At 68.3% G+C, this 18,445-nt stretch carries 19 protein-coding genes; 12 read left to right on the top strand and 7 right to left on the bottom strand.

From position 1 onward, the window contains the following. Positions 1 to 13: 13 nt before the first annotated feature. Entirely contained in the window at positions 14 to 1,009 is a 996-nt protein-coding gene (locus LQD00_RS03270; protein WP_232715656.1) for a metallophosphoesterase, read from the bottom strand. Between the two features lie 96 nt (positions 1,010 to 1,105). Then, positions 1,106 to 3,556 carry a penicillin-binding protein gene (locus tag LQD00_RS03265; RefSeq protein ID WP_232715655.1) on the bottom strand — a complete coding sequence of 817 codons (2,451 nt, stop codon included), beginning with the start codon at positions 3,554 to 3,556 and terminating at the stop codon, positions 1,106 to 1,108. A 283-nt stretch (positions 3,557 to 3,839) separates the two neighbouring features. On the opposite strand from LQD00_RS03265, the gene LQD00_RS03260 reads away from it, so the two are divergent. Then, positions 3,840 to 4,151, top strand: coding sequence for a WhiB family transcriptional regulator (locus tag LQD00_RS03260; RefSeq protein WP_024499565.1), 312 nt, complete (start codon positions 3,840 to 3,842; stop codon positions 4,149 to 4,151). An 87-nt stretch (positions 4,152 to 4,238) separates the two neighbouring features. On the opposite strand, the gene LQD00_RS03255 is transcribed toward LQD00_RS03260, so the two are convergent. Together LQD00_RS03255 and LQD00_RS03250 are read right to left on the bottom strand one after the other, a co-directional pair. Continuing rightward, complete coding sequence (locus LQD00_RS03255) at positions 4,239 to 5,333, bottom strand: ArsA family ATPase (RefSeq protein WP_232715654.1); 1,095 nt, start codon at positions 5,331 to 5,333, stop codon at positions 4,239 to 4,241. Next, positions 5,333 to 6,403, bottom strand: coding sequence for an ArsA family ATPase (locus LQD00_RS03250; protein ID WP_232715653.1), 1,071 nt, complete (start codon positions 6,401 to 6,403; stop codon positions 5,333 to 5,335). The genes LQD00_RS03255 and LQD00_RS03250 overlap by 1 nt, the downstream gene beginning before the upstream one ends. A 43-nt stretch (positions 6,404 to 6,446) precedes the next feature. On the opposite strand from LQD00_RS03250, the gene LQD00_RS03245 reads away from it, so the two are divergent. From LQD00_RS03245 to LQD00_RS03215, 7 genes are all read left to right on the top strand, one after another. Continuing rightward, positions 6,447 to 6,611 carry a DUF4177 domain-containing protein gene (locus tag LQD00_RS03245; protein WP_004022081.1) on the top strand — a complete coding sequence of 55 codons (165 nt, stop codon included), beginning with the start codon at positions 6,447 to 6,449 and terminating at the stop codon, positions 6,609 to 6,611. Between the two features lie 2 nt (positions 6,612 to 6,613). Then, positions 6,614 to 7,087, top strand: a complete 474-nt coding sequence (locus LQD00_RS03240; RefSeq protein WP_232715652.1) for a RidA family protein — start codon at positions 6,614 to 6,616, stop codon at positions 7,085 to 7,087. A 7-nt stretch (positions 7,088 to 7,094) separates the two neighbouring features. Continuing rightward, a complete protein-coding gene (locus tag LQD00_RS03235; RefSeq protein ID WP_232715651.1) occupies positions 7,095 to 7,856 on the top strand; it encodes a TSUP family transporter in 762 nt (253 codons plus the stop codon). A gap of 118 nt (positions 7,857 to 7,974) precedes the next feature. Next, entirely contained in the window at positions 7,975 to 9,534 is a 1,560-nt protein-coding gene (locus LQD00_RS03230; protein WP_232715650.1) for an MFS transporter, read from the top strand. Positions 9,535 to 9,609: 75 nt separating this feature from the next. Then, positions 9,610 to 10,839: an MFS transporter gene (locus LQD00_RS03225; protein ID WP_232715695.1), complete on the top strand. Its 1,230-nt coding sequence runs from the start codon at positions 9,610 to 9,612 to the stop codon at positions 10,837 to 10,839. A 93-nt stretch (positions 10,840 to 10,932) separates the two neighbouring features. Beyond that, on the top strand, positions 10,933 to 11,349 hold the full coding sequence (locus LQD00_RS03220; RefSeq protein ID WP_232715649.1) for a DUF2628 domain-containing protein: 417 nt from the start codon (positions 10,933 to 10,935) through the stop codon (positions 11,347 to 11,349). Between the two features lie 76 nt (positions 11,350 to 11,425). Further along, a complete protein-coding gene (locus tag LQD00_RS03215; protein ID WP_232715648.1) occupies positions 11,426 to 12,247 on the top strand; it encodes an MBL fold metallo-hydrolase in 822 nt (273 codons plus the stop codon). Between the two features lie 289 nt (positions 12,248 to 12,536). Here the strand turns inward: LQD00_RS03215 and LQD00_RS03210 are convergent, their stop codons facing one another. Together LQD00_RS03210 and LQD00_RS03205 are read right to left on the bottom strand one after the other, a co-directional pair. Continuing rightward, positions 12,537 to 13,211: a Crp/Fnr family transcriptional regulator gene (locus LQD00_RS03210; protein WP_232715647.1), complete on the bottom strand. Its 675-nt coding sequence runs from the start codon at positions 13,209 to 13,211 to the stop codon at positions 12,537 to 12,539. Positions 13,212 to 13,431: 220 nt separating this feature from the next. Continuing rightward, on the bottom strand, positions 13,432 to 13,692 hold the full coding sequence (locus LQD00_RS03205; RefSeq protein WP_232715646.1) for a hypothetical protein: 261 nt from the start codon (positions 13,690 to 13,692) through the stop codon (positions 13,432 to 13,434). A 209-nt stretch (positions 13,693 to 13,901) separates the two neighbouring features. Between LQD00_RS03205 and nth the strand changes: the two genes are divergently transcribed. The 4 genes from nth to LQD00_RS03185 are packed head-to-tail and all read left to right on the top strand — an operon-like array spanning position 13,902 to position 17,465. Beyond that, positions 13,902 to 14,705 carry an endonuclease III gene (gene nth, locus LQD00_RS03200; RefSeq protein WP_232715645.1) on the top strand — a complete coding sequence of 268 codons (804 nt, stop codon included), beginning with the start codon at positions 13,902 to 13,904 and terminating at the stop codon, positions 14,703 to 14,705. Beyond that, entirely contained in the window at positions 14,702 to 15,442 is a 741-nt protein-coding gene (locus LQD00_RS03195) for a TlpA family protein disulfide reductase (protein WP_232715644.1), read from the top strand. The genes nth and LQD00_RS03195 overlap by 4 nt, the downstream gene beginning before the upstream one ends. Further along, positions 15,439 to 16,272 (top strand): NUDIX hydrolase, encoded by an 834-nt coding sequence (locus LQD00_RS03190; protein ID WP_232715643.1) that lies wholly within the window; start codon positions 15,439 to 15,441, stop codon positions 16,270 to 16,272. Before LQD00_RS03195 ends, LQD00_RS03190 begins: the two co-directional genes overlap by 4 nt. Next, entirely contained in the window at positions 16,272 to 17,465 is a 1,194-nt protein-coding gene (locus LQD00_RS03185) for a MarP family serine protease (protein ID WP_232715642.1), read from the top strand. Before LQD00_RS03190 ends, LQD00_RS03185 begins: the two co-directional genes overlap by 1 nt. Here LQD00_RS03185 and LQD00_RS03180 read toward each other — a convergent pair. Then, on the bottom strand, positions 17,380 to 18,444 hold the full coding sequence (locus LQD00_RS03180) for an alpha/beta fold hydrolase (RefSeq protein WP_232715641.1): 1,065 nt from the start codon (positions 18,442 to 18,444) through the stop codon (positions 17,380 to 17,382). The genes LQD00_RS03185 and LQD00_RS03180 overlap by 86 nt on opposite strands. Position 18,445 lies beyond the last annotated feature (1 nt).

Raw genomic sequence — 18,445 nt, 5'->3', positions numbered from 1 at the left:
GTTCGGTTGCCCGTCACAGGGTCTCGCGGGCCAGCTGCGGCAGCGACTGGTCGGCGTCGTAGTCGGCGTCGCCGTGTGAGACCGGGGTGAGGGTCAGCAGGCTGGCCTCCGGACGGCAGCAGAAGCGTGCGGGTGCGTACGGGGAGGTGCCCAGTCCGGCACTGACGTGCAGCTTCATCGACGAGCCCCAGTTCGACGGCCCCTTCACCCGGGAGCGGTCGATGTGGCAGTTGGTGACGAGCGCGCCGAAGAACGGCAGGCACAGCTGCCCGCCGTGGGTGTGGCCGGCCATCACGAGGTCGTAGCCGTCGGCGGCGAAGCGATCGAGGACCCGCGGCTCGGGCGAATGGGTGAGGCCCAGGCGCAGATGCGCGAGCGGGTTGGGGCGCCCGGCGATGGTCTCGTAGCGATCCCGCTCGATGTGCGGATCGTCGACGCCGGATGCGACCACGCGGACGCCGCTGACCTCGAGCTCCCGCACGGTGTGCGTGGCGTCCAGCCAGCCGCGTTCGGTGAACGCCGCCCGGAGGTCCTGCCAGGGGAGCGGTTCACCGTGCGTTCGCTGATGGTCCTTCTTGAAGTACTTCAACGGGTTCTTCGGCTTGGGGCCGAAGTAGTCGTTGGACCCGAAGACGAACAGGCCCGGCCGCGACAGGAGGCCACCGAGGGACTGGATCACCGCGGGCACTGCCTGCGGGTGCGCGAGGTTGTCGCCGGTGTTCACCACGAGGTCGGGTTCGAGGGCCTCGAGCTCGGAGATCCACGCCTGCTTGAGCCGCTGGTTGGGCATCATGTGCAGGTCGCTGATGTGCAGGACCCGCAGGGGAGAGGCGCCGGGTTCGAGGACCGACAGCGTCGTGTGGCGCAGGGCGAAGGCGTTGCGCTCGATGACGGTCGAGTAGACGAGGCCGGCGGCGGCCAGCCCCGCGGCACCGATGAGTGCGCGCGAACCGACCCCGGAACCGGACGAACCGAGGCGTGAGCGGAAGTCGAGTTCGGAGTGCTGCATCTGTTCAGAATACGCACCTCCGAGCCCATGCCCACCCCCTTCGGTGGGCCGCACGGGCGACCCACCGTCGAGAGCAGAGGTGCTCTGGCCGGTGACTCAGCCGGGCAGCTGGATGACGACGGGTCCGACGCCCGGAACCACGACGGTGGTCTCGGTGGGACCGTTGCCGCTGTCCCCGCCGGCGCGGCGACCGTTGCTCACGTAGATCGTCACCGTACTGCCGGGCATCGCCGAGTCCGACGGCGCGGTGAAGACGACGGTGCCCTTCGGGCGGCCGCTGTCGACCTCGAGCTCGTTGACCTTGAAACCGTCCCGCTGGAGCCGCGACGTGGCCTCACTGGCGGTCAGGCCGCTGACCTGCGGAATCCGACCGCGATCGCTGCCGCGCCAGTATTCGCGGTCCACCGGGGGCAGTCGAACCGGACCGAACTTCGTGGCCACCGGTTTCATCGCCTGGAACCAGGTGCGCGCGGGTTCCATACCGCCGTACAGGTCGCCGTCGTAGCAGGACCGGAGCGGGCTGCTGCAGACGCCCTGCGGGTTCGGGCCGTCGCTGTAGACGTAGGCGGCGCCGGCGATCTGGTTGGTGAAACCGATGAACGCGGAGCTGCGGTGAGCCTCGGTGGTACCGGTCTTGCCCGACATCGGGAGTGTCCACCCGGCGGAACCTGCCGCGCCGGCCGCGGTGCCGCCGCCCTTGTCGTCCTTGCTCAGTGCGTTGGCAAGCGTGTCGGCAAGACCCTTGTCGACGACCTGTTCGCAGCCCGGCGCGTTGAACGGGACCGAGGTGAGGGCGCGTTGCCCGTCGGGGCCGATCACCGGGTTGCCGTACTGGTCGCGCTTGACGCGGCTGATCGCCTTGATCGGGTTGGGCGGGCACCAGACCCCGCCGGAAGCGAGGGTCGCGGCGACGTTCGCGAGTTCGAGTCCGTTGAGCGGGAGCGGTCCGAGCGTGAACGAGCCGAAGTTCCCGTCCTTGACGTACTGAGCCATGCTCTTCTCGCCGTAACCCGACGAGCCGGGCACCGTGTACGAACGGAGTCCGAGGCGGACGGCCATGTCGACCGCCGGCTTCACGCCGACCTGCTGCAGCAGTTTGACGAAGGCGGTGTTCGGCGACTGGGCGAGCGCATCGGACACCGACAGCGATGCCGGGTAGCGGCCGTCGTTCTTGACGCAGTAGGAGTTCGCCGGACACCCGTTGGCTCCGGCGCTGTTACCCATGCCCTCCACGGCGACGAAGCCGGGGACCGGGATGCTCGAGCCCGCACCGAGTCCCTTCTCCATGGCCGCGGCGACGGTGAAGATCTTGAACACCGAGCCCGCGCCGTCACCGACGGTGGAGAACGGCTGCGGTTGCATCGTCTCGCCGGCGGCGAGGTTCAGACCGTAGCGGCGGCTCGATGCCATCGACAGCACGTCGTGGGACTTGTCGCCGGGACGGATGGTGCTCATGACGTCGGCGACGCCGTCGGCGGTGGGGGAGGCCTGGGCCTTCACCGCTCGATCCGTCGCGCGCTGGACGTCGGGGTCGAGGGTGGTCTGGATGATGTAGCCGCCGCGCAACACGGAATTGCGCGACATGCCGTTCTCGGCGAGGAACTGCAGCGCGTAGTCGCAGAAGAAGCCCTCGTTGTCGGCGGCGATGCAGCCCTGGGTCGGCGTCCGCGGACGCGGCAACACGCCGAGCGGCTTCTCCTTGGCCGCCACCAGCTCGGCGCGTCGCTCGGGGAAGTTGTCGATCATCGTGTCCAGCACGAGGTTCCGCCGGGTCAGGGTGCCCTCGGCGTTGCTGTAGGGGTTCAGCGCCGAACTGGACTGGACCATGCCGGCGAGCATCGCGGCCTGCTCGACCTGGAGATCCTTGGCCGGGATGCCGAAGTACGTCTGCGCGGCCGCCTCGATGCCGTAGGCGTTGTTGCCGAAGGGGACGACGTTCAGATAGCGGGTGACGATCTGTTTCTTCGCCTCCTGCTTGGCGGCGGCGTCGTCGAGGCCCTTGTCGCGCTTGGCCTGGTCGATGAGGGTCTGTTCGAGCGTGAGCGCCATGCGCACCTCGCGCAGCTTGCGCGCGGGGGTCGTCTCGACCGCGGCCTGGCGATCGGCGTCGGTGCGGGCCAGGACGAGCAGTTGATAGTTCTTGATGTACTGCTGGTCGAGCGTCGACGCACCCTGCTGGACCTCGCCCGACGACGAGTTCTTCAGCGCGGCGCGGATGGTGCCCTTCCAGTCGACGCCGTCGTGCTCCAGGAAGCGTCGGTCCTCGACGGAGATGATCGCGCGGATCATGTCGGGCGAGATGTCGTTGTATCCGACCTGGTAGCGGTACTGGTCGAACAGCACCGCGATCGGCTTCCCGTTGACGTCGGTCATGGTGGTGACCTCCGGCAACGTGCCGTTCAGTAGTTCGGAGGAGACGTTCTCGACTGCCGCTGCCGCCCGGTTGGAGACGACGCCGACCCCACTGGCCACCGGATAGAGAAGGCCCGCGACGAGAATGCCGGCCAGCAGGCTCGCCCAGGCCAGTGACCACAGCTTCTTCGACATCACCCCGACAGGATACGTGCGATCGGCCGGAACATCGCCCAGCCTCGCCCCCGGGGATCCGCGGGGGCCGCTGCGCCCGGACCACGATCTCGCAACCCTCCGATCGGATGAGTTTGCACGGTGGTCCCACTTTGTTGCGCCCCAGGGGTTGCGCACCCATGCACAGATCCCTAGATTGAGTGCAGAATGTGACTCACTTAACAGTGAGTTGTAAATGTGGTCTGAGCAGCGAGTTGAGTCCCGAGCTCGGGGCTATGCGGAACACGACAAGTAGGGGTGGCGGATGGCGACAGCGGCAGTTTCTACCGGAGAAGATCGCTTGGCCTGGGTGGCCAGGGCACGATGCCGTGGCGGAGACCCGGACGATCTGTTCGTGAGAGGAGCAGCTCAGCGCAAGGCCGCGACCATTTGTCGGCACTGCCCGGTACAGCTCGAATGCGGTGCGGACGCGCTCGACAACCGCGTCGAATTCGGTGTGTGGGGTGGCCTGACCGAACGTCAGCGTCGCGCTCTCCTGCGCCAGCACCCCGAGGTCACCTCGTGGTCGGCGTTCTTCGAAGCGCAGCGTCGTCGCCAGCGCGCCGACGCGGTCTGATCACCGCAGACCCTTCAGTCAGAGCAATTCGGCTCGACCGGCAGATGCCGGCCGAGCCGAATTGTCATCGTGGGTGGTGAGAAGAACTCAGCCGCGTCCGGTGATCTGCTCCGCCACGGCGCGGAGGGCGGTCACGTCCGCGACCTCGAACGGCAGCGCCGGGACCCCGACGATCGGGACCCGCGGATGGGCGGCCGTGAACCGTTGCAGCAGATGGAGTTCGCGCTTTCCGGTGGCGGCGCGATCGGCGTGGATCTGCAGCACCCCGCGAGTCAGGTCGTCGGTGACCGACTCCAGCGCCACCAGCGCGGCCTCCTCGTGGATCGAGGTGAGGTTCGGGTGGGTCCGGTTGAGGATCAGACCCGCGAGCGGCATCGTCTCCTCCGACAGTCGGTCGACGAAGAACGCGGCCTCACGCAGGGCGTCGGCCTCGGCCGCCGCGACCACCGCGAACTGCGTTCCTGGCTGCTTCAGCAGTTCGTAGGTCTTCAGCGCCCGATCCTGGAAACCGCCGAACATCGAGTCGAGCGATTGCACGAACATCGCGACGTCGCGCAGCATGTCGCCGCCGATGATGGTGGAGACGCCGCGCATCGCCAGGCTCATCGCGCCGGTGACCATGCGGCCCACGCCGCGTCCGCCGCCGACCAGCACCTTCATCAGCCGACCCGACAGGAACGAGCCGAGGCGCTGCGGGGCGTCGAGGAAGTCGAGTGCATTCCGCGACGGCGGGGTGTCGACGACGATGAGATCCCAGTGGTTCTGCTCGAGCAACTTGCCGAGCTTCTCCATCGCCATGTACTCCTGCGTGCCAGAGAACGAGGATGCGACGGTCTGATAGAAGGCGTTCTGCATGATCGCCTCGGCGCGTTCCGGAGTGGAGTACTCGAGCACCATCTCGTCGAAGGTGCGGCGCATGTCCAGCATCATCGCGTCGAGCGTGCCCTTGCCCTCGATCGGCACGGGCTGCGGCTCGTTGGTGAGCTCGGACATGCCGAGTGACTGGGCGAGCCGTTTGGCCGGGTCGATGGTGAGGACTGCGACCGTGCGCCCCTGCTCGGCCGCGTACATCGCCATGGCGGCCGCGGTGGTGGTCTTGCCGACGCCGCCTGCGCCACAACAGATGACGACACGTGTCCCGGGGTCGGTGAGCACCGCTCCCATCTTGAGGTCGAGTGGCATCACGCACCCGCTTTCTGGAGGAGGTTGGCCAGCTCGTAGATGGAACCGAGGTCGATGCCGTCGCCGAGGGACGGCAGTTCGAGTGTCGGCAGCTCCACCTCGTCGAGTTGGGCCTTCGCGATCTGCTGCGCCTGCAGGCGGGTCGCGTGTTCGATCGTCTCGGTGAGCAGGCCGGACAGGTCGCCGTCGGCGAGCTTCATCCCGGCGGCTGTCAGGTTCTCCTCGATGCGCGCGGCATCGATCTGGCCCTCGGCGATCTCGTCGATCGCGTCGGCGGGCAGGTGCGGGGCGCTGACCCGGTTGATGATGAGGCTGCCGAGGTTGAGGTTCTTGCCGCGCAGCTCGTCGATCGCCTCGATGGTCTCCTGGATCGGCATCGCCTCGAGCAACGTCACCAGGTGGACGACGGTCTCCTCCGAATGGAGCAGGCGGACGACGCCCTCGCTCTGATTGCGGATCGGGCCGGTCTTGGCGAGGTCGGCCATCGCCTGGGTGACGTCGAGGAAGTTGCCGATCCGGCCGGTCGGGGGCGCGTCGACGACGACCGCATTGTACACGCGGTCGCCCTTTTTGTCGGTGTGGATGATGCGCTCTTTGATCTTGCCGGTGAGCAGCACGTCGCGCAGACCCGGCGCGACGGTCGTCACGAAGTCGATGGCGCCGATGCGCTTCATCGCCCGACCCGCGAAGCCGAGGTTGTAGAACATGTCGAGGTATTCGAGCAGTGCGTGCTCGATGTCGATGGCGAGCGCCGACACCTCGCCGCCGCCCTCGGCGGTCGCGATCCTGGTGTCGGTCGGCGGCAGCGGCGGGATGTCGAAGAGCTGCGCGATGCCCTGCCGACCCTCGGTCTCGACGAGGAGGACCTTCTTGCCGTCGGCGGCCAGCGCGAGTGCCAGCGCCGCCGCGATCGTCGTCTTACCTGTTCCGCCCTTGCCCGATACGAAGTGCAACCGGGCGCGCGATGCCGCGTCCGGCCACTCGTTGTCGACAGTGACTGAAGACTTGTCTGTCACGCCGGAATCGAGACCTTCCCCCGCCCCGGAACGTGAGCCCTGTTCATTGGCCACCGCAACACCTTATCCATTCATCGTCGGCAGTTAGGGTGAGTCCATGAGTGAAGTGACCGCGTGGGAATACGTGACGGTGCCGCTGCTGACGCACGCAACCAAACAGATCCTCGACCAGTGGGGTGCCGACGGCTGGGAACTGGTGTCGGTGCTGCCCGGCCCGACCGGTGAGCAGCACGTCGCCTACCTGAAGCGACCGAAGGGCTGAACATGGCTGCGACCTGGACAGATCGACTCGCCGAGCTCGGTATCGCGCTGCCCGACGTGGTGCCGCCGGTGGCCAGCTACACGCCGGCCGTGCGGACGGGCAACCTCGTCTACACCTCGGGGCAGCTCCCGATCGTCGACGGCGAACTCACTGTCAACGGCAAGGTGCACGACGGTGCCGAGGGCGTCGTGCGTCCGGACGAAGCCACCGCCGCGGCACGGATCTGCGCGCTGAACGCGCTCGCCGCGGTGCACGCGCTGGTCGGCATCGACTCGGTGGTGCGCGTGGTCAAGGTGGTCGGCTTCGTGGCGTCCGCCCCGGGCTTCACCGGGCAGCCGAAGGTCATCAACGGCGCATCGGACGTGCTCGGTGAGATCTTCGGGGATGCGGGTGTCCACGCCCGGTCGGCCGTCGGTGTCGCAGAGTTGCCGCTCGGTGCACCCGTCGAGGTGGAACTGATCGTCGAAGTGGCCTGACGTCTCCTTGGACGTCGCGCTACTGATCGTCGCGGCCGCCGCTGCCGGCTGGGTCGATGCCGTGGTCGGCGGCGGGGGACTGGTGTTGATCCCCGCGATGCTGATCGCGCAGCCCGGCCTGCCGACGGCGACGGCTCTCGGCACCAACAAACTCGCCGCCGTCTTCGGCACCGCGTCGGCCGCCTGGCGCTATGTGCGGCACGTGCGCATCGACCTGCGCCGGCTCGTCCCGGTGTTCGCCGCCGCCCTCGTGTTCTCGGCTCTCGGTGCGCTGGTGGCCATCTCGCTGCCGACCGAGATCTTCACCCCTATCGTGCTGGTGATGCTCGTCGGCGTCGGCCTGTTCGTCGCGCTGAACCCCGGGTTCGGCGGTGACGCCTCAACGGGCCCGCGGTCGCGGCTGTCCACGATCGCCGGACTGGTGATCGCCGGTGTCGTGATCGCTTTCTACGACGGGGTGATGGGGCCGGGTACCGGCACCTTCCTCATCATCAGCCTCACCGCGCTCGTCGGGACGTCGTTCCTGGAGAGTTCGGCGATGGCCAAGGTCATCAACACCGGCACCAACCTCGGGGCGCTGACGGTCTTCGGGCTCCAGGGAAATGTGCTGTGGCTCTTGGGCCTCGGGCTGGCGGCGGCCAACATCGTCGGCGCCCAGATCGGCTCGCACATGGCCATCGGGCGCGGAAGCTCCTTCGTCCGGTGGGTCCTGCTCGCCGTCGTCGTGGTGATGGTCGGGAAGCTCGGGTACGACCTGATCACGGACTGATCCGGGACCGGGAGGACCGAACCACGAACCGGGAGCGACCCGCGGACTTATCCTCGTCATCAGGTCGGTCGCATGCGTCACCCGATGCTTCGACGGCCGCCCGGCGAGGCGGTGCGGAATGACCGATGCCACGACTCCCGGAACGGCCGCGCCACTGTCGGGAAAGCAACGGGTCCTCGCCCTCTTGCTTGCGATGGCCATGTTCGTGCTCGTCGTCGACACGTCGGTCATGAACGTATCGATCTCGGGCGTCGTCCGCGACCTGGAGACGACCGTCAGCGGCGTGCAGTCCGCGATCGCGCTCGAGGCCCTGGTGTCGGCGGCGTTCATCCTGATCGGCGGCAAGGTGGGGGATCTCATCGGACGACGCCGTGCCTACGTCCTCGGCCTGCTCGGCTACGCCGTCGGAGCGATGGCGATGGTGTTCGCGCAAGGACTCATGGCCGTCATCGTCTTCTGGGCGATCATCGGCGGCATCGGGGCGTCCCTGCTGTTGCCGGCGATGCAGTCACTCGTCCACGGGAACTTCACCGGCGACGACCAGAAGCGGGTCTACGCCCTCGTCGGTGCGGCCGCAGCGATCGCGGCGGCGGTCGGCCCGCTGCTCGGCGGATTCATCACGACGTACCTCTCCTGGCGGCTCGCGTTTCTCGGGGAGGTCGTCATCATCGCGATCGTGTTGTGCGGCATCGGGCTCGTGCGTGATGTCGAGTTCACGGGGTCGCGCGGCGTCGACCTCGTCGGTGCCCTGCTCTCGGTGATCGGCATGGGTGGCATCGTCCTCGGAATCCTGGTGTGGCAGGAGGGTGGTGAAGCTGTTGGAGCACTGCTGGTGGTCGGGGCCGCCGCACTCGCGGGGTTGACCTGGTGGCTGATCCGCAGGCAACGAGCCGGCCGGTCCACTCTGCTCGACCCGGACCTGTTCCGGTCCAAGCCGTTCCGGCTCGGCGTGAGTCAGCAACTGCTCCAACAGATCGCGCTCGGCGGCATCATGATCGCGTTGCCGATCTACCTGCAGATGGTGCTCGAGTACGACGCGATGCAGGCCGGGCTGTCGTTGGCGCCCTTGTCGCTCAGCATGTTCGCGGTGGCACTGCTCGCGGGTAGGAAGGCGGGCGAGCGACCCGCATCGGCCATCGTCCTCGTCGGCTTCGCGCTCCTCACCGCGGGCATCGCGGTGCTGATCCCGATCGTGCCGCGCGCCGAATTCGGCTGGGGACTGATCGTCCCGCTCCTCGTGGTCGGTTCGGGACTCGGACTGCTCGTCTCCCAACTCAACGACTACACGCTGGGACCGATGAGCGAGGAACGGGTGAGCGAGGCCGCCGGGACGAACTCCGCCGCCGGGTCGTTCGGACTCTCCTTCGGCCTGGCCTGCGCCGGCGCGGTCCTGCTGGCGTCGCTGGCGTTCGGGTTCACCCGCGAGTCGGAGTCGAGCGCGGTGCTGGAACCTGCCGAGCAGCAACGTGTCGCACAGGTGCTCGACGACGACGCGCAGGTCATGAGCAACTCCCACCTGTCCGAACTGCTTGCCGGACAACCCGAGGATGTCCGTGCCGAGATCCTCCGGATCAACACCGACGTCCGGCCCTTGGCGTTGCAGGTTGCCCTGGGGATCCCGCTGGTCGCGGGTGCGCTCGGCACCCTGAACGCGTTGCGCATGCGCCGTGCGGTTTGAAATGGCTTGGTGGTCTCGCGCCGGAACGTCGATGCTGTGGGGGTGAACGCCCCGAGTGAACCCGTCTTCGATCCGATGCGTGCCATGATCCAGTGCCGCACCGTCGTCCTGTTGTGCCTGGTCCAGGTCCTGGGTGGCGTGTCCATGGGCGGCGCGCTGGCCCTCGGCGCGATCCTCGGCGAGGAACTGTCCGGGACGGAGTCGCTGGCCGGGCTGCCGACGACGGTGCTCACCCTCGGTGCGGCCGCGGCCGGCCTGCCGCTGGCCGCCCTGGCGTCAGCGCGGGGTCGACGGCCCGCACTCGCCACCGGTCTGCTCATCGCCGCCACGGGCGCGCTCATCGTGGCCCTCGGCGTGGATCGGGGTTGGTTCCCGGTGATGCTCGCCGGGATGATGGCCCTCGGGTCCGGCACCGCGGTGAGCCTCCAGGCGCGTTTCGCGGCAACGGATCTGGCGGCGCCGGAGACACGGGGACGTGACCTGTCGCTGGTGGTGTGGATGACGATGGTCGGCGCTGTCGTCGGTCCCGCGCTGGTACCGCTGGGTGCGACGGTCGCGGGATGGGTCGGAATGGCCGACCTGGCCGGGCCGTTCCTGCTGGGCGCTGTCGGATGCCTTTGTGCCGCAGCCGTACTCGTCATCGCTCTGCGGCCCGACCCGCTGATCGAAGCCAGGCGCGGGGCCCCGGAGTCGATTTCGAAGCCGTCACTGGCAGAGGGGTTTTCGGCGATCGTGGGGTCTCCGTCGGCCCGGGCGGCGTTGGCCGCGGTGGTTTCCGCGCACGCGGTGATGGTCGGGGTGATGGCTCTGACTCCCGTCCACATGCATCACGGCGGTGCGTCGGTGACGCTCGTCGGACTGTCGATCAGCGCCCACCTCGCCGGGATGTACGCGCTCTCGCCGGTCATGGGTGTTCTCGCCGACCGGGTGGGCCGGGTGCCGGTCATCCTCGGCGGACAGGCGGTGCTGGTGGCCAGTTGCGTCGCTGGGTTCGTCTTCGTCGACTCGCAGGCCGGTCTGGTCGTCGCGTTGGTGTTGCTCGGCATCGGGTGGTCGGCGTCCACGGTCGCGGCGTCGACCCTGCTGACCGACGCTGTCGACACGACGAGACGAGCTGCTGCGCAGGGTGTCTCGGACACGTCGATGAGTCTCGCGGGTGCCGGGGCGGGTGCGCTCGCCGGAGTCGTGGTGGGGGCGTTCGGTTACGCCGCCCTCGTCCTGGGCGCCGGGACGATCGCCGTCGTCACCGCGGTGTACGTCGTCGTCGACGGTGCACGCGGGCGACGGCCGGCGGCGATGGCCTAGAGTTCGACCGCAGGCAGTGCCGCGGCGTGAACGAGGCGGCCGACGAGCAACACGTGACAGGAACCCCGGTCGGGGGCCGAGGAACAGGAACAGATGACCTTCTCCGAACAACCCATCCGTGATCAGGCCGTACCGCCGAGTTGGCACAGCCGGTTCGCCTTCTTCGACGCCTACGGGCCGCCGGCCGACCCGCCCGCCCGGGAGGCGATGAGGCAGTTGTCCTTCGGACAGCGCGCGCGGCTCACGTTCAATCCTCTCGCGTTCTTCTTCGGACCGATCTACTTCGCCGTGAAGGGTATGTGGCGCAAGGGTCTGACGCTGTTCGCGCTGACGCTGGTGCTCAACCTCGTGCTCATGACCTTGAACGTCCCGAGCAGCTTCGACCTGGCCATCGCGTGTGGTGTCGGTGCGCTGTACGCGACGACCGCGAACTACGCGTGGTACCTGCACGTCCGGAACGACAACCGGTCGTGGAACCCCTTCGAGGGTATGGGCCGCAGCAAGAGCTGACCGCGGATCGACTCAGCGTGGTCGGATGCGCGGAGCAGTGTGACCCGGGTCGCCGTCAATGGATAGGCTCGGAGTCATGAGTGCCTCCGACGATGCTGTTCCCGCACATCCCGCCTACGGGGTGCTGCGGGAGGTCACGCCCTTCGCCTCGGTCCTGTTGTGCGACAACTCCGGGATGATGGAGCTCGACGGCACCAACACCTATGTGTTGCGGGCACCGGGCAGTGACGAGTGTGTGGTCGTCGACCCCGGCCCGCCGAAGTACAAGCACCACGCACGACGCCTCGCCGAACTGCCCGGGGTCGCACTGACCCTCATCACCCACCGTCATTTCGACCACACCGGTGGGGTCAAGCGCCTCCACAAGCGCACCGGCGCACCCGTGCGCGCACGTCTCGACAAGTTCTGCCGCAATGCGGAACCGCTGCGCGACCGCGAGGTCATCGAGATCGCCGGTCTGCGGATCACCGTGCTGCACACGCCCGGACACACGGGGGACTCGGTGAGCTTCCTCGTCGAGCACGAGGACCAGCGCGCGGTCCTGACCGGTGACACCATCCTGGGCAGTGGCACGACCGTACTGGACCCCAGCGACGGCGGGCTGCGCGACTACCTGAACTCCCTCAACCGGCTGATCGTCGAGGGTGACGGTGCCGCACTGCTTCCCGCGCACGGCCCCGACCATCCCGATCTCGTCCCGGTCGCCCGGTTCTACAAGGCCCACCGCGAGGAGCGGATCGACCAGATCGTGGCCGCCCTCGACGACATGGGCGTGTCTCCGCACGAGGCGAAGCCGATGAAGGTCGTGCGCCGGGTCTACTCCGACGTCGACAAGAAGTTGTGGCCGGCCGCGCGGATGTCGGTGAAGGCGCAGCTGGAGTATCTGCGCGAGGCCTGACCCTTCGAGGCTCGCTTCGCTCGCACCTCAGGGAGCGAGGGGTAGACCTGATTCGCTCGCACCTCAGGGAGCGAGGGGTAGACCTGATTCGCTCGCACCTCAGGGAGCGAGGGGACAAGCACGAGCCGCTCGCACCTCAGGGAGCGAGGGGACAAGCACTCGCCGCTCGCACCTCGGAGACCGAGGGACAAACCAAGAGCCGCTCGTTCCCGGAGGAACGAGCGGCTCTCGTTTGCTGTGTGTTCGCTACCGGTCCCTGAGGAACGAGCGAAGCGAGTGTCTCGAAGGGTCAGCGTGCGCGACGCGCCAGACGCTCCGAGTCGGCGATCAGGACGCTCTTGCCCTCGAGGCGAAGCCAGCCGCGCTGGGCGAAGTCGGCGAGTGCCTTGTTCACGGTCTCGCGCGAGGCGCCGACCAGCTGGGCGATCTCTTCCTGGGTCAGGTCGTGGGTGACGCGCAGGGCGCCGCCCTCCTGGGTACCGAAACGCTGAGCGAGCTGCAGGAGCTGCTTCGCGACGCGACCGGGCACGTCGGTGAAGATCAGGTCGGCGAGGTTGTTGTTGGTGCGGCGCAGACGACGTGCGAGCACGCGGAGCAGCTGCTCGGCGATCTCGGGACGGTCCTTGATCCAGGCGCGCAGGGCATCACGGTCCATCGACACCGCGCGGACCTCGGTCACCGTCGTCGCCGACGAGGTGCGGGGGCCCGGGTCGAAGATGGAGAGCTCGCCGAACATGTCCGACGGTCCCATGATCGTCAGCAGGTTCTCGCGGCCGTCCGGGGAGCGTCGGCCGACCTTCACCTTGCCGGACATGATGATGTAGAGCCGGTCACCGGGCTCACCTTCATGGAAGATCACGTGTCCACGAGGGAAGTCAACGGGCTGAAGCTGCTTGGTCAGCGCCGCGACGGCAGAAGGCTCGACGCCTTGGAATATGCCTGCCCGCGCCAGTACTTCGTCCACCTAGGGAACCTTTCTCGAAATCTTTGCTACAGCCACGTGTGAGATCGCGCCCTTGGATACGCTACCCCGCGAACCAGCATATGTGTTGAATGGGTCACTGACGGCGAATTGCGGGTGTGTCCGACGGACAAGATGTGGCGATCCGACGATCATCGGCCGCCGACAGGCTGTCGACACCGAGAAAGAGGCGTCGGAACGGCGTGTGCGAGTCGCTCGCGGATCAGCTGGCCCGCTGCGGCGAGGCGGCGTGATCGGGGGTCGCCGATTCGTGATCGAAGCGATGGAACCGCAGCTCGTGCAGTTCGGCGGACGCGGAATCGCGCGGCGGCTTGCCGGCGTTCTGGGACCCCGTGCGGTCGATGAAATCGTCGACCTCGTCGTTGGAGACGGACACGCGGTCGATCCGGGCCTGCAACTTGTCCATGCCCATGGCGAAGAGCATGAGTACAGCCGGGAACAGCAGTGCTGCGAGACCATGCATGGGGACAAGTAAACACAAAACACCCCGCAGAATCCTCATCGGACAAGGCGACGTCACTGACTTGTTACCTGACCGTAGGTTGCGGCCCTCATTTCGGCCGGCAGAGCCGGGTAGCTCACACCTGACCACCTCCGGCATCTCTGACCTGCAGGGATGGGTGCGACGGGCCGGTTCGGCACGGCCACCCGCAGCCGTGGTGAGCGGAGTTCGTGCAGGACATCGCTAACCTGAATCACGTGAGCGCACGTAAGGCTGCGTCCGTGGGTGAGGCCCCGGCTCGCAAGCAGGAGACCCACCTCGGGCTGGTCCGACGCGCGCGCCGGATGAACCGCACCCTCAAGATCGCGTTCCCGCACGTCTACTGCGAACTCGACTTCACGAACCCGCTCGAGTTGTCGGTCGCCACCATCCTGTCGGCTCAGTGCACCGACGTGCGGGTCAACCAGACCACCCCGGCGCTCTTCGCCAAGTACCGCACGGCCCGCGACTACGCCGAGGCCGACCGGACCGAACTCGAGGAGATGATCCGCTCCACCGGCTTCTACCGGAACAAGGCGAACTCGATCATCGGACTCGGCCAGGCCCTCGTCGAGCGGTACGACGGGGAGGTCCCGAACAAGTTGAAGGACCTGGTGTCGCTGCCCGGTTTCGGCCGCAAGACGGCCAACGTCGTCCTGGGCAACGCCTTCGGGGTCCCCGGGATCACCGTCGACACCCACTTCGGTCGTCTCGTCCGACGTTGGCAGTGGACCGAGGAAGAAGACCCGGTGAAGGTCGAGCACGCCGTCGGCGAGCTGATCGAACGCAAGGAGTGGACCGACCTGTCCCACCGCGTGATCTTCCACGGCCGGCGCGTGTGCCATGCCCGCAAACCGGCGTGCGGGGTCTGCGTCCTCGCCAAGGATTGCCCGTCGGTGGGCACCGGCCCGATGGACAAGGCCGAGGCCGCCGCACTGGTCAAGGGCCCCGAGACCGAGCACCTGCTCCGACTGGCGGGACTCGCCGCCCCGTGAACGACAACGCCACCGAGCCGGCGACGCCGCAACCCGCCGATTCCCCCGCACCTCCCGCACCGCCGTCCCCTCGTTTCCCGGCCGCCGCGCGCTGGACCCTCGTCTTCGTCATCGTGATGATCGCGCTCATCGTCGCGATCTGGCCGCGCGGCGACGCCCCGTCGCCGACCACCGGTGCGCCACCGTCGGCCAGCGGCGCGCGTCCCTTCGACGCGCCGGTCGACGAGGCCCGCGTGGCACAGGCACGCGCTGACGCGAAGCTCGCCGACTGCCCGGTGACGGGCCTGCCGGAGAACCCGGACTCGGTGCTGGCCGGCATCGTCGAACCATGTCTGGGGACCGGCGCGCCATACGACCTCGGCGCCGCCACCGCCGGGAGGCCGCTCGTCGTCAACGTCTGGGCGCAGTGGTGCGGTCCCTGCAAGACCGAGCTGCCGTACTTCGAGGAGTTCGCGGCCCGAGCCGGCGACCGGGTCACGGTGCTGGCACTCCACGCCAAGGAGGGCGGGACCAACCCGTTCTTCCCGCTGACCCTGCTCACCGAGATCGGAGTTCGTTTGCCGTCCGTGCTCGATCCCGACGGCCGGGTGGCCGCCGCCATCACCGCACCGCGGGTCTTCCCGTCGACCGTCTTCCTGCGTCCCGACGGCACGATCGCCAAGGTCTACCCCGGCGTGTTCGACAGTCCGCAGGAGATCGCCGATGCGGTCGAGGAATACCTGGGCGTGACCGTATGAGCGACGACCCGCGCAGTAACCCGCACGTGGGCCCGCTCGTGCACCCTGACGAGATCCCGCCGTGGTTGCACGCCCTGACCGGCGATGTCGATGCTGTCTCCGAGAGCGTCAACAATCGAGGCGGGGACCGGACCCGGTGGGCCCAGATGTTCCGTCGCGACCGCCGTGCGGCCGCGGTCCTGGTGCTGTTCTCCGGTTCCTGGGAGGCCGCCGACGATCATCCCGGCGGTGTGCCCGCCGACGCCGAGGTGCTCCTGACCGAACGTGCGTCGACCCTGCGTCAGCACAGCGGGCAGGTCGCGTTCCCAGGAGGTGCGGCCGACTCGGGCGACGACTTCCCGGTCGGCACCGCGCTGCGCGAGGCGCGTGAGGAGACCGGTCTGGACGCGTCGGGCGTACACATCGTGGCCAACCTGCCGACCTTCCCGGTTCCGCCGTCGGGTTTCGACGTCGTGCCGGTGATCGGCTACTGGCGCGAGCCGAGCGAGGTGCGTGTCGTCGACCCGGGTGAGACCGCCCGAGTCGACCGCATCAACCTCCGCGAACTCCTCGCTCCCGAGAACCGCTTCCAGGTGCGCCGATCGGTCATGGGCGGACGGCTCTATCAGGGACCGGCCTTCTTCGTCGACGGCCTGCTGGTCTGGGGTTTCACCGGTGGACTCATCGCCGCCATCAGCGACGCGTCGGGCTGGGACCGACCGTGGGACAAGAACGATGTCCGGCCGTTGGACGAGATGATCGAGCTCGCAGGCAACCGCCAGGAGTCGGGATTCAGCGCGGTCCATCCGCACGGCACGACCGACCCCGACGCCGGACCCGGGGCGAGCTGATGACCGGGTCCGCGTGGGTCGACGTCATCGTCATCGGCATCGCGCTCCTCGCCGCGATCAGCGGCTACCGGTCGGGTGCGGTCGCCTCGGCGCTCGCGTTCATCGGCGTCGCGCTCGGTGCGGTCGCGGGACTGCTCCTGGCGCCGCATCTGATCGAGCGTTTCGACGACCTACAGGTCCGCGTGCTCGTCGGGATCGTCGTCCTCGTCGTGCTGGTGGTCATCGGTGAGGTGGCCGGCATGGTGCTGGGGCGGGCCGCCCGCGGCGGCATCCGCTCGCCGGGACTACGAGCCGTCGACAGCGGCGTGGGCTCGATCTTGCAGGTCGTCGCCGTGCTGCTGGCCGCCGGACTGCTGGCGATCCCGCTGCGCGAGTCCGCCGACCCGGCCATCGCCGGTTCTGTTCGCGACTCCAAGGTGCTGACCGGCGTCGAGGTGCTGTCGCCGCAGTGGGTCAACGATCTGCCCGGTGACTTCAAGGCGCTTCTCGACAGTTCTGGACTGCCGAAGTTCCCGTTCCAGAGCACGCCGTCGACGAACGTCGATGCACCCGACCCGGCACTGGCCGACCTGCCCGTGGTCCGTCAGGCGCGTCCGAGCGTCGTCAAGATCGAGGGTGTGGCGCCCAGTTGTCGTCAGGCCCTCGAGGGCAGCGGCTTCGTCGTCTCGCCCGAACGCGTGATGACCAACGCCCACGTCGTGGCCGGCACCGAACGGCTCGAGGTCGAGACCTCCACCGGGGCGCGGCTGCCCGCAAAGGTCGTCCTCTTCGACAGCGACACCGACATCGCCGTCCTCGACGTCCCCGGCCTCCGCGCGCCCGCACTGAAGTTCGCCTCGCGGCCGGCCTCGACCGGCGACGACGCCATCGCGCTCGGCTTTCCCGAGGCCGGACCGTTCTACGTGAGCCCGCTGCGTGTCCGGTCGACGTTCATGCACACCGGCGACGACATCTACCGGACCGGCCAGGTGACGCGCGAGGTCTACGCCGTGCGCGGATCGATCCGGCAGGGCAATTCCGGTGGGCCGCTGCTGAACTCGGACGGCGAGGTGCTCGGCGTCGTGTTCGGTGCGGCGGAGAACGCGGCCGACGAGACCGGCTTCGTGCTCACCGCCCGTCAGGTGCGCGCCGACTTCGACGAATCCGAGCGGCGAAGCGAGCGGGTGAGTACCAAGAGGTGCGTGCTGGCCTGATCCGCCGCGCCTTCTTGGCGGCGACGTCGTTGGTCGCCTCCGGTTCGGTTCGGAGGAAGTCGAGGATCGCCTCGGTCACCGCGGCGGGCTGCTCCTGGTGCACGAAGTGTCCGCTGTCCTCGATCTGCCGGTAGGTCTGGTGCGCCGCCCACCGGTGGCCGTCGGCCATGGCGTCGCTGAGGATGTACGGGTCGTCGCGGCCGCGGAGGGCGAGGACCGGCAGGTGTAGCCGTTGGTCCATCAGCTCCATGAATCGCATCCCGTCGGGCCGGAACTGGGAGCGGAACGCCCAGCGCCGGTACTCCAGACTGCAGTGCGCGACGTAGGGGATCAGCATCGCGGACCGGTTCAGGTCGACGGTCTGCGCGTAGTCGGGTTCCGAGCGCCAGGACGACGACGATCGCTGCGCGAAGTAGTCGGCGATGAACGCCGCGTCGTCGCGGGTGATCTGCCGTTCGCCGACGCGCGGGATCTGATTGCGCAGGAAGAGGTCGAGGAACTGCGCCCGCTGATCCCGGTCACGCAGTGCGCGTCGTCGAAGTGCCCGCGGGTGAGGGGATGCGACGACGACGATCCGGTCGACGACGCGGGGATGCAGGGTCGCGGTCGCCCAGCAGACCAGGCCGCCGTCGGAGTGGCCGATGAGCGTGGCGCTGGTGTGCCCGAGGGCGCGGATGAGACCGTTGGTGTCACCGGCCAGGGTCCAGCCGTCATAGCCGCGCGGTGGTTTGTCGGTGTCGCCGTAGCCGCGGAGGTCGACCGCCACGGCACGGAAACCGGCATCGGTGAGAGCTGTCAGCTGGTGGCGCCAACTCCACCAGAACTCGCCGAAACCGTGGAGCAGCAATACGAGGGGCCGGTCGCCGGCGGGCACCCCCGCCGGTTCGACCGCGTGGAACCGGACACCGTTGGCACGGACGTCGAGGTGCTCCCAGTCGCCGGGTAGACGAACGCTCGACGGGTCAGGTGCCTCGCTCACG

The sequence above is a fragment of the Gordonia metallireducens genome, assembly GCF_021245825.1.
Lineage (GTDB): Bacteria > Actinomycetota > Actinomycetes > Mycobacteriales > Mycobacteriaceae > Gordonia > Gordonia namibiensis.
Note: the sequence above shows the minus strand (reverse complement) of the source record. Positions and strands in the feature narration are given on the sequence as shown.

Bases quoted from the DNA above. Each gene is read 5' to 3' on its own strand.
- LQD00_RS03255 (WP_232715654.1), bottom strand. From the start codon at position 5,333: ATGCCACTCGACCTCAAGATGGGAGCGGTGCTCACCGACCCCGGGACA.
- LQD00_RS03220 (WP_232715649.1), top strand. From the start codon at position 10,933: ATGACCTTCTCCGAACAACCCATCCGTGATCAGGCCGTACCGCCGAGT.
- LQD00_RS03240 (WP_232715652.1), top strand. From the start codon at position 6,614: ATGGCTGCGACCTGGACAGATCGACTCGCCGAGCTCGGTATCGCGCTG.
- LQD00_RS03215 (WP_232715648.1), top strand. From the start codon at position 11,426: ATGAGTGCCTCCGACGATGCTGTTCCCGCACATCCCGCCTACGGGGTG.
- LQD00_RS03230 (WP_232715650.1), top strand. From the start codon at position 7,975: ATGACCGATGCCACGACTCCCGGAACGGCCGCGCCACTGTCGGGAAAG.
- LQD00_RS03205 (WP_232715646.1), bottom strand. From the start codon at position 13,692: ATGCATGGTCTCGCAGCACTGCTGTTCCCGGCTGTACTCATGCTCTTC.
- LQD00_RS03245 (WP_004022081.1), top strand. From the start codon at position 6,447: ATGAGTGAAGTGACCGCGTGGGAATACGTGACGGTGCCGCTGCTGACG.
- LQD00_RS03185 (WP_232715642.1), top strand. From the start codon at position 16,272: ATGACCGGGTCCGCGTGGGTCGACGTCATCGTCATCGGCATCGCGCTC.
- LQD00_RS03190 (WP_232715643.1), top strand. From the start codon at position 15,439: ATGAGCGACGACCCGCGCAGTAACCCGCACGTGGGCCCGCTCGTGCAC.
- LQD00_RS03270 (WP_232715656.1), bottom strand. From the start codon at position 1,009: ATGCAGCACTCCGAACTCGACTTCCGCTCACGCCTCGGTTCGTCCGGT.
- LQD00_RS03225 (WP_232715695.1), top strand. From the start codon at position 9,610: ATGCGTGCCATGATCCAGTGCCGCACCGTCGTCCTGTTGTGCCTGGTC.
- LQD00_RS03260 (WP_024499565.1), top strand. From the start codon at position 3,840: ATGGCGACAGCGGCAGTTTCTACCGGAGAAGATCGCTTGGCCTGGGTG.
- LQD00_RS03265 (WP_232715655.1), bottom strand. From the start codon at position 3,556: ATGTCGAAGAAGCTGTGGTCACTGGCCTGGGCGAGCCTGCTGGCCGGC.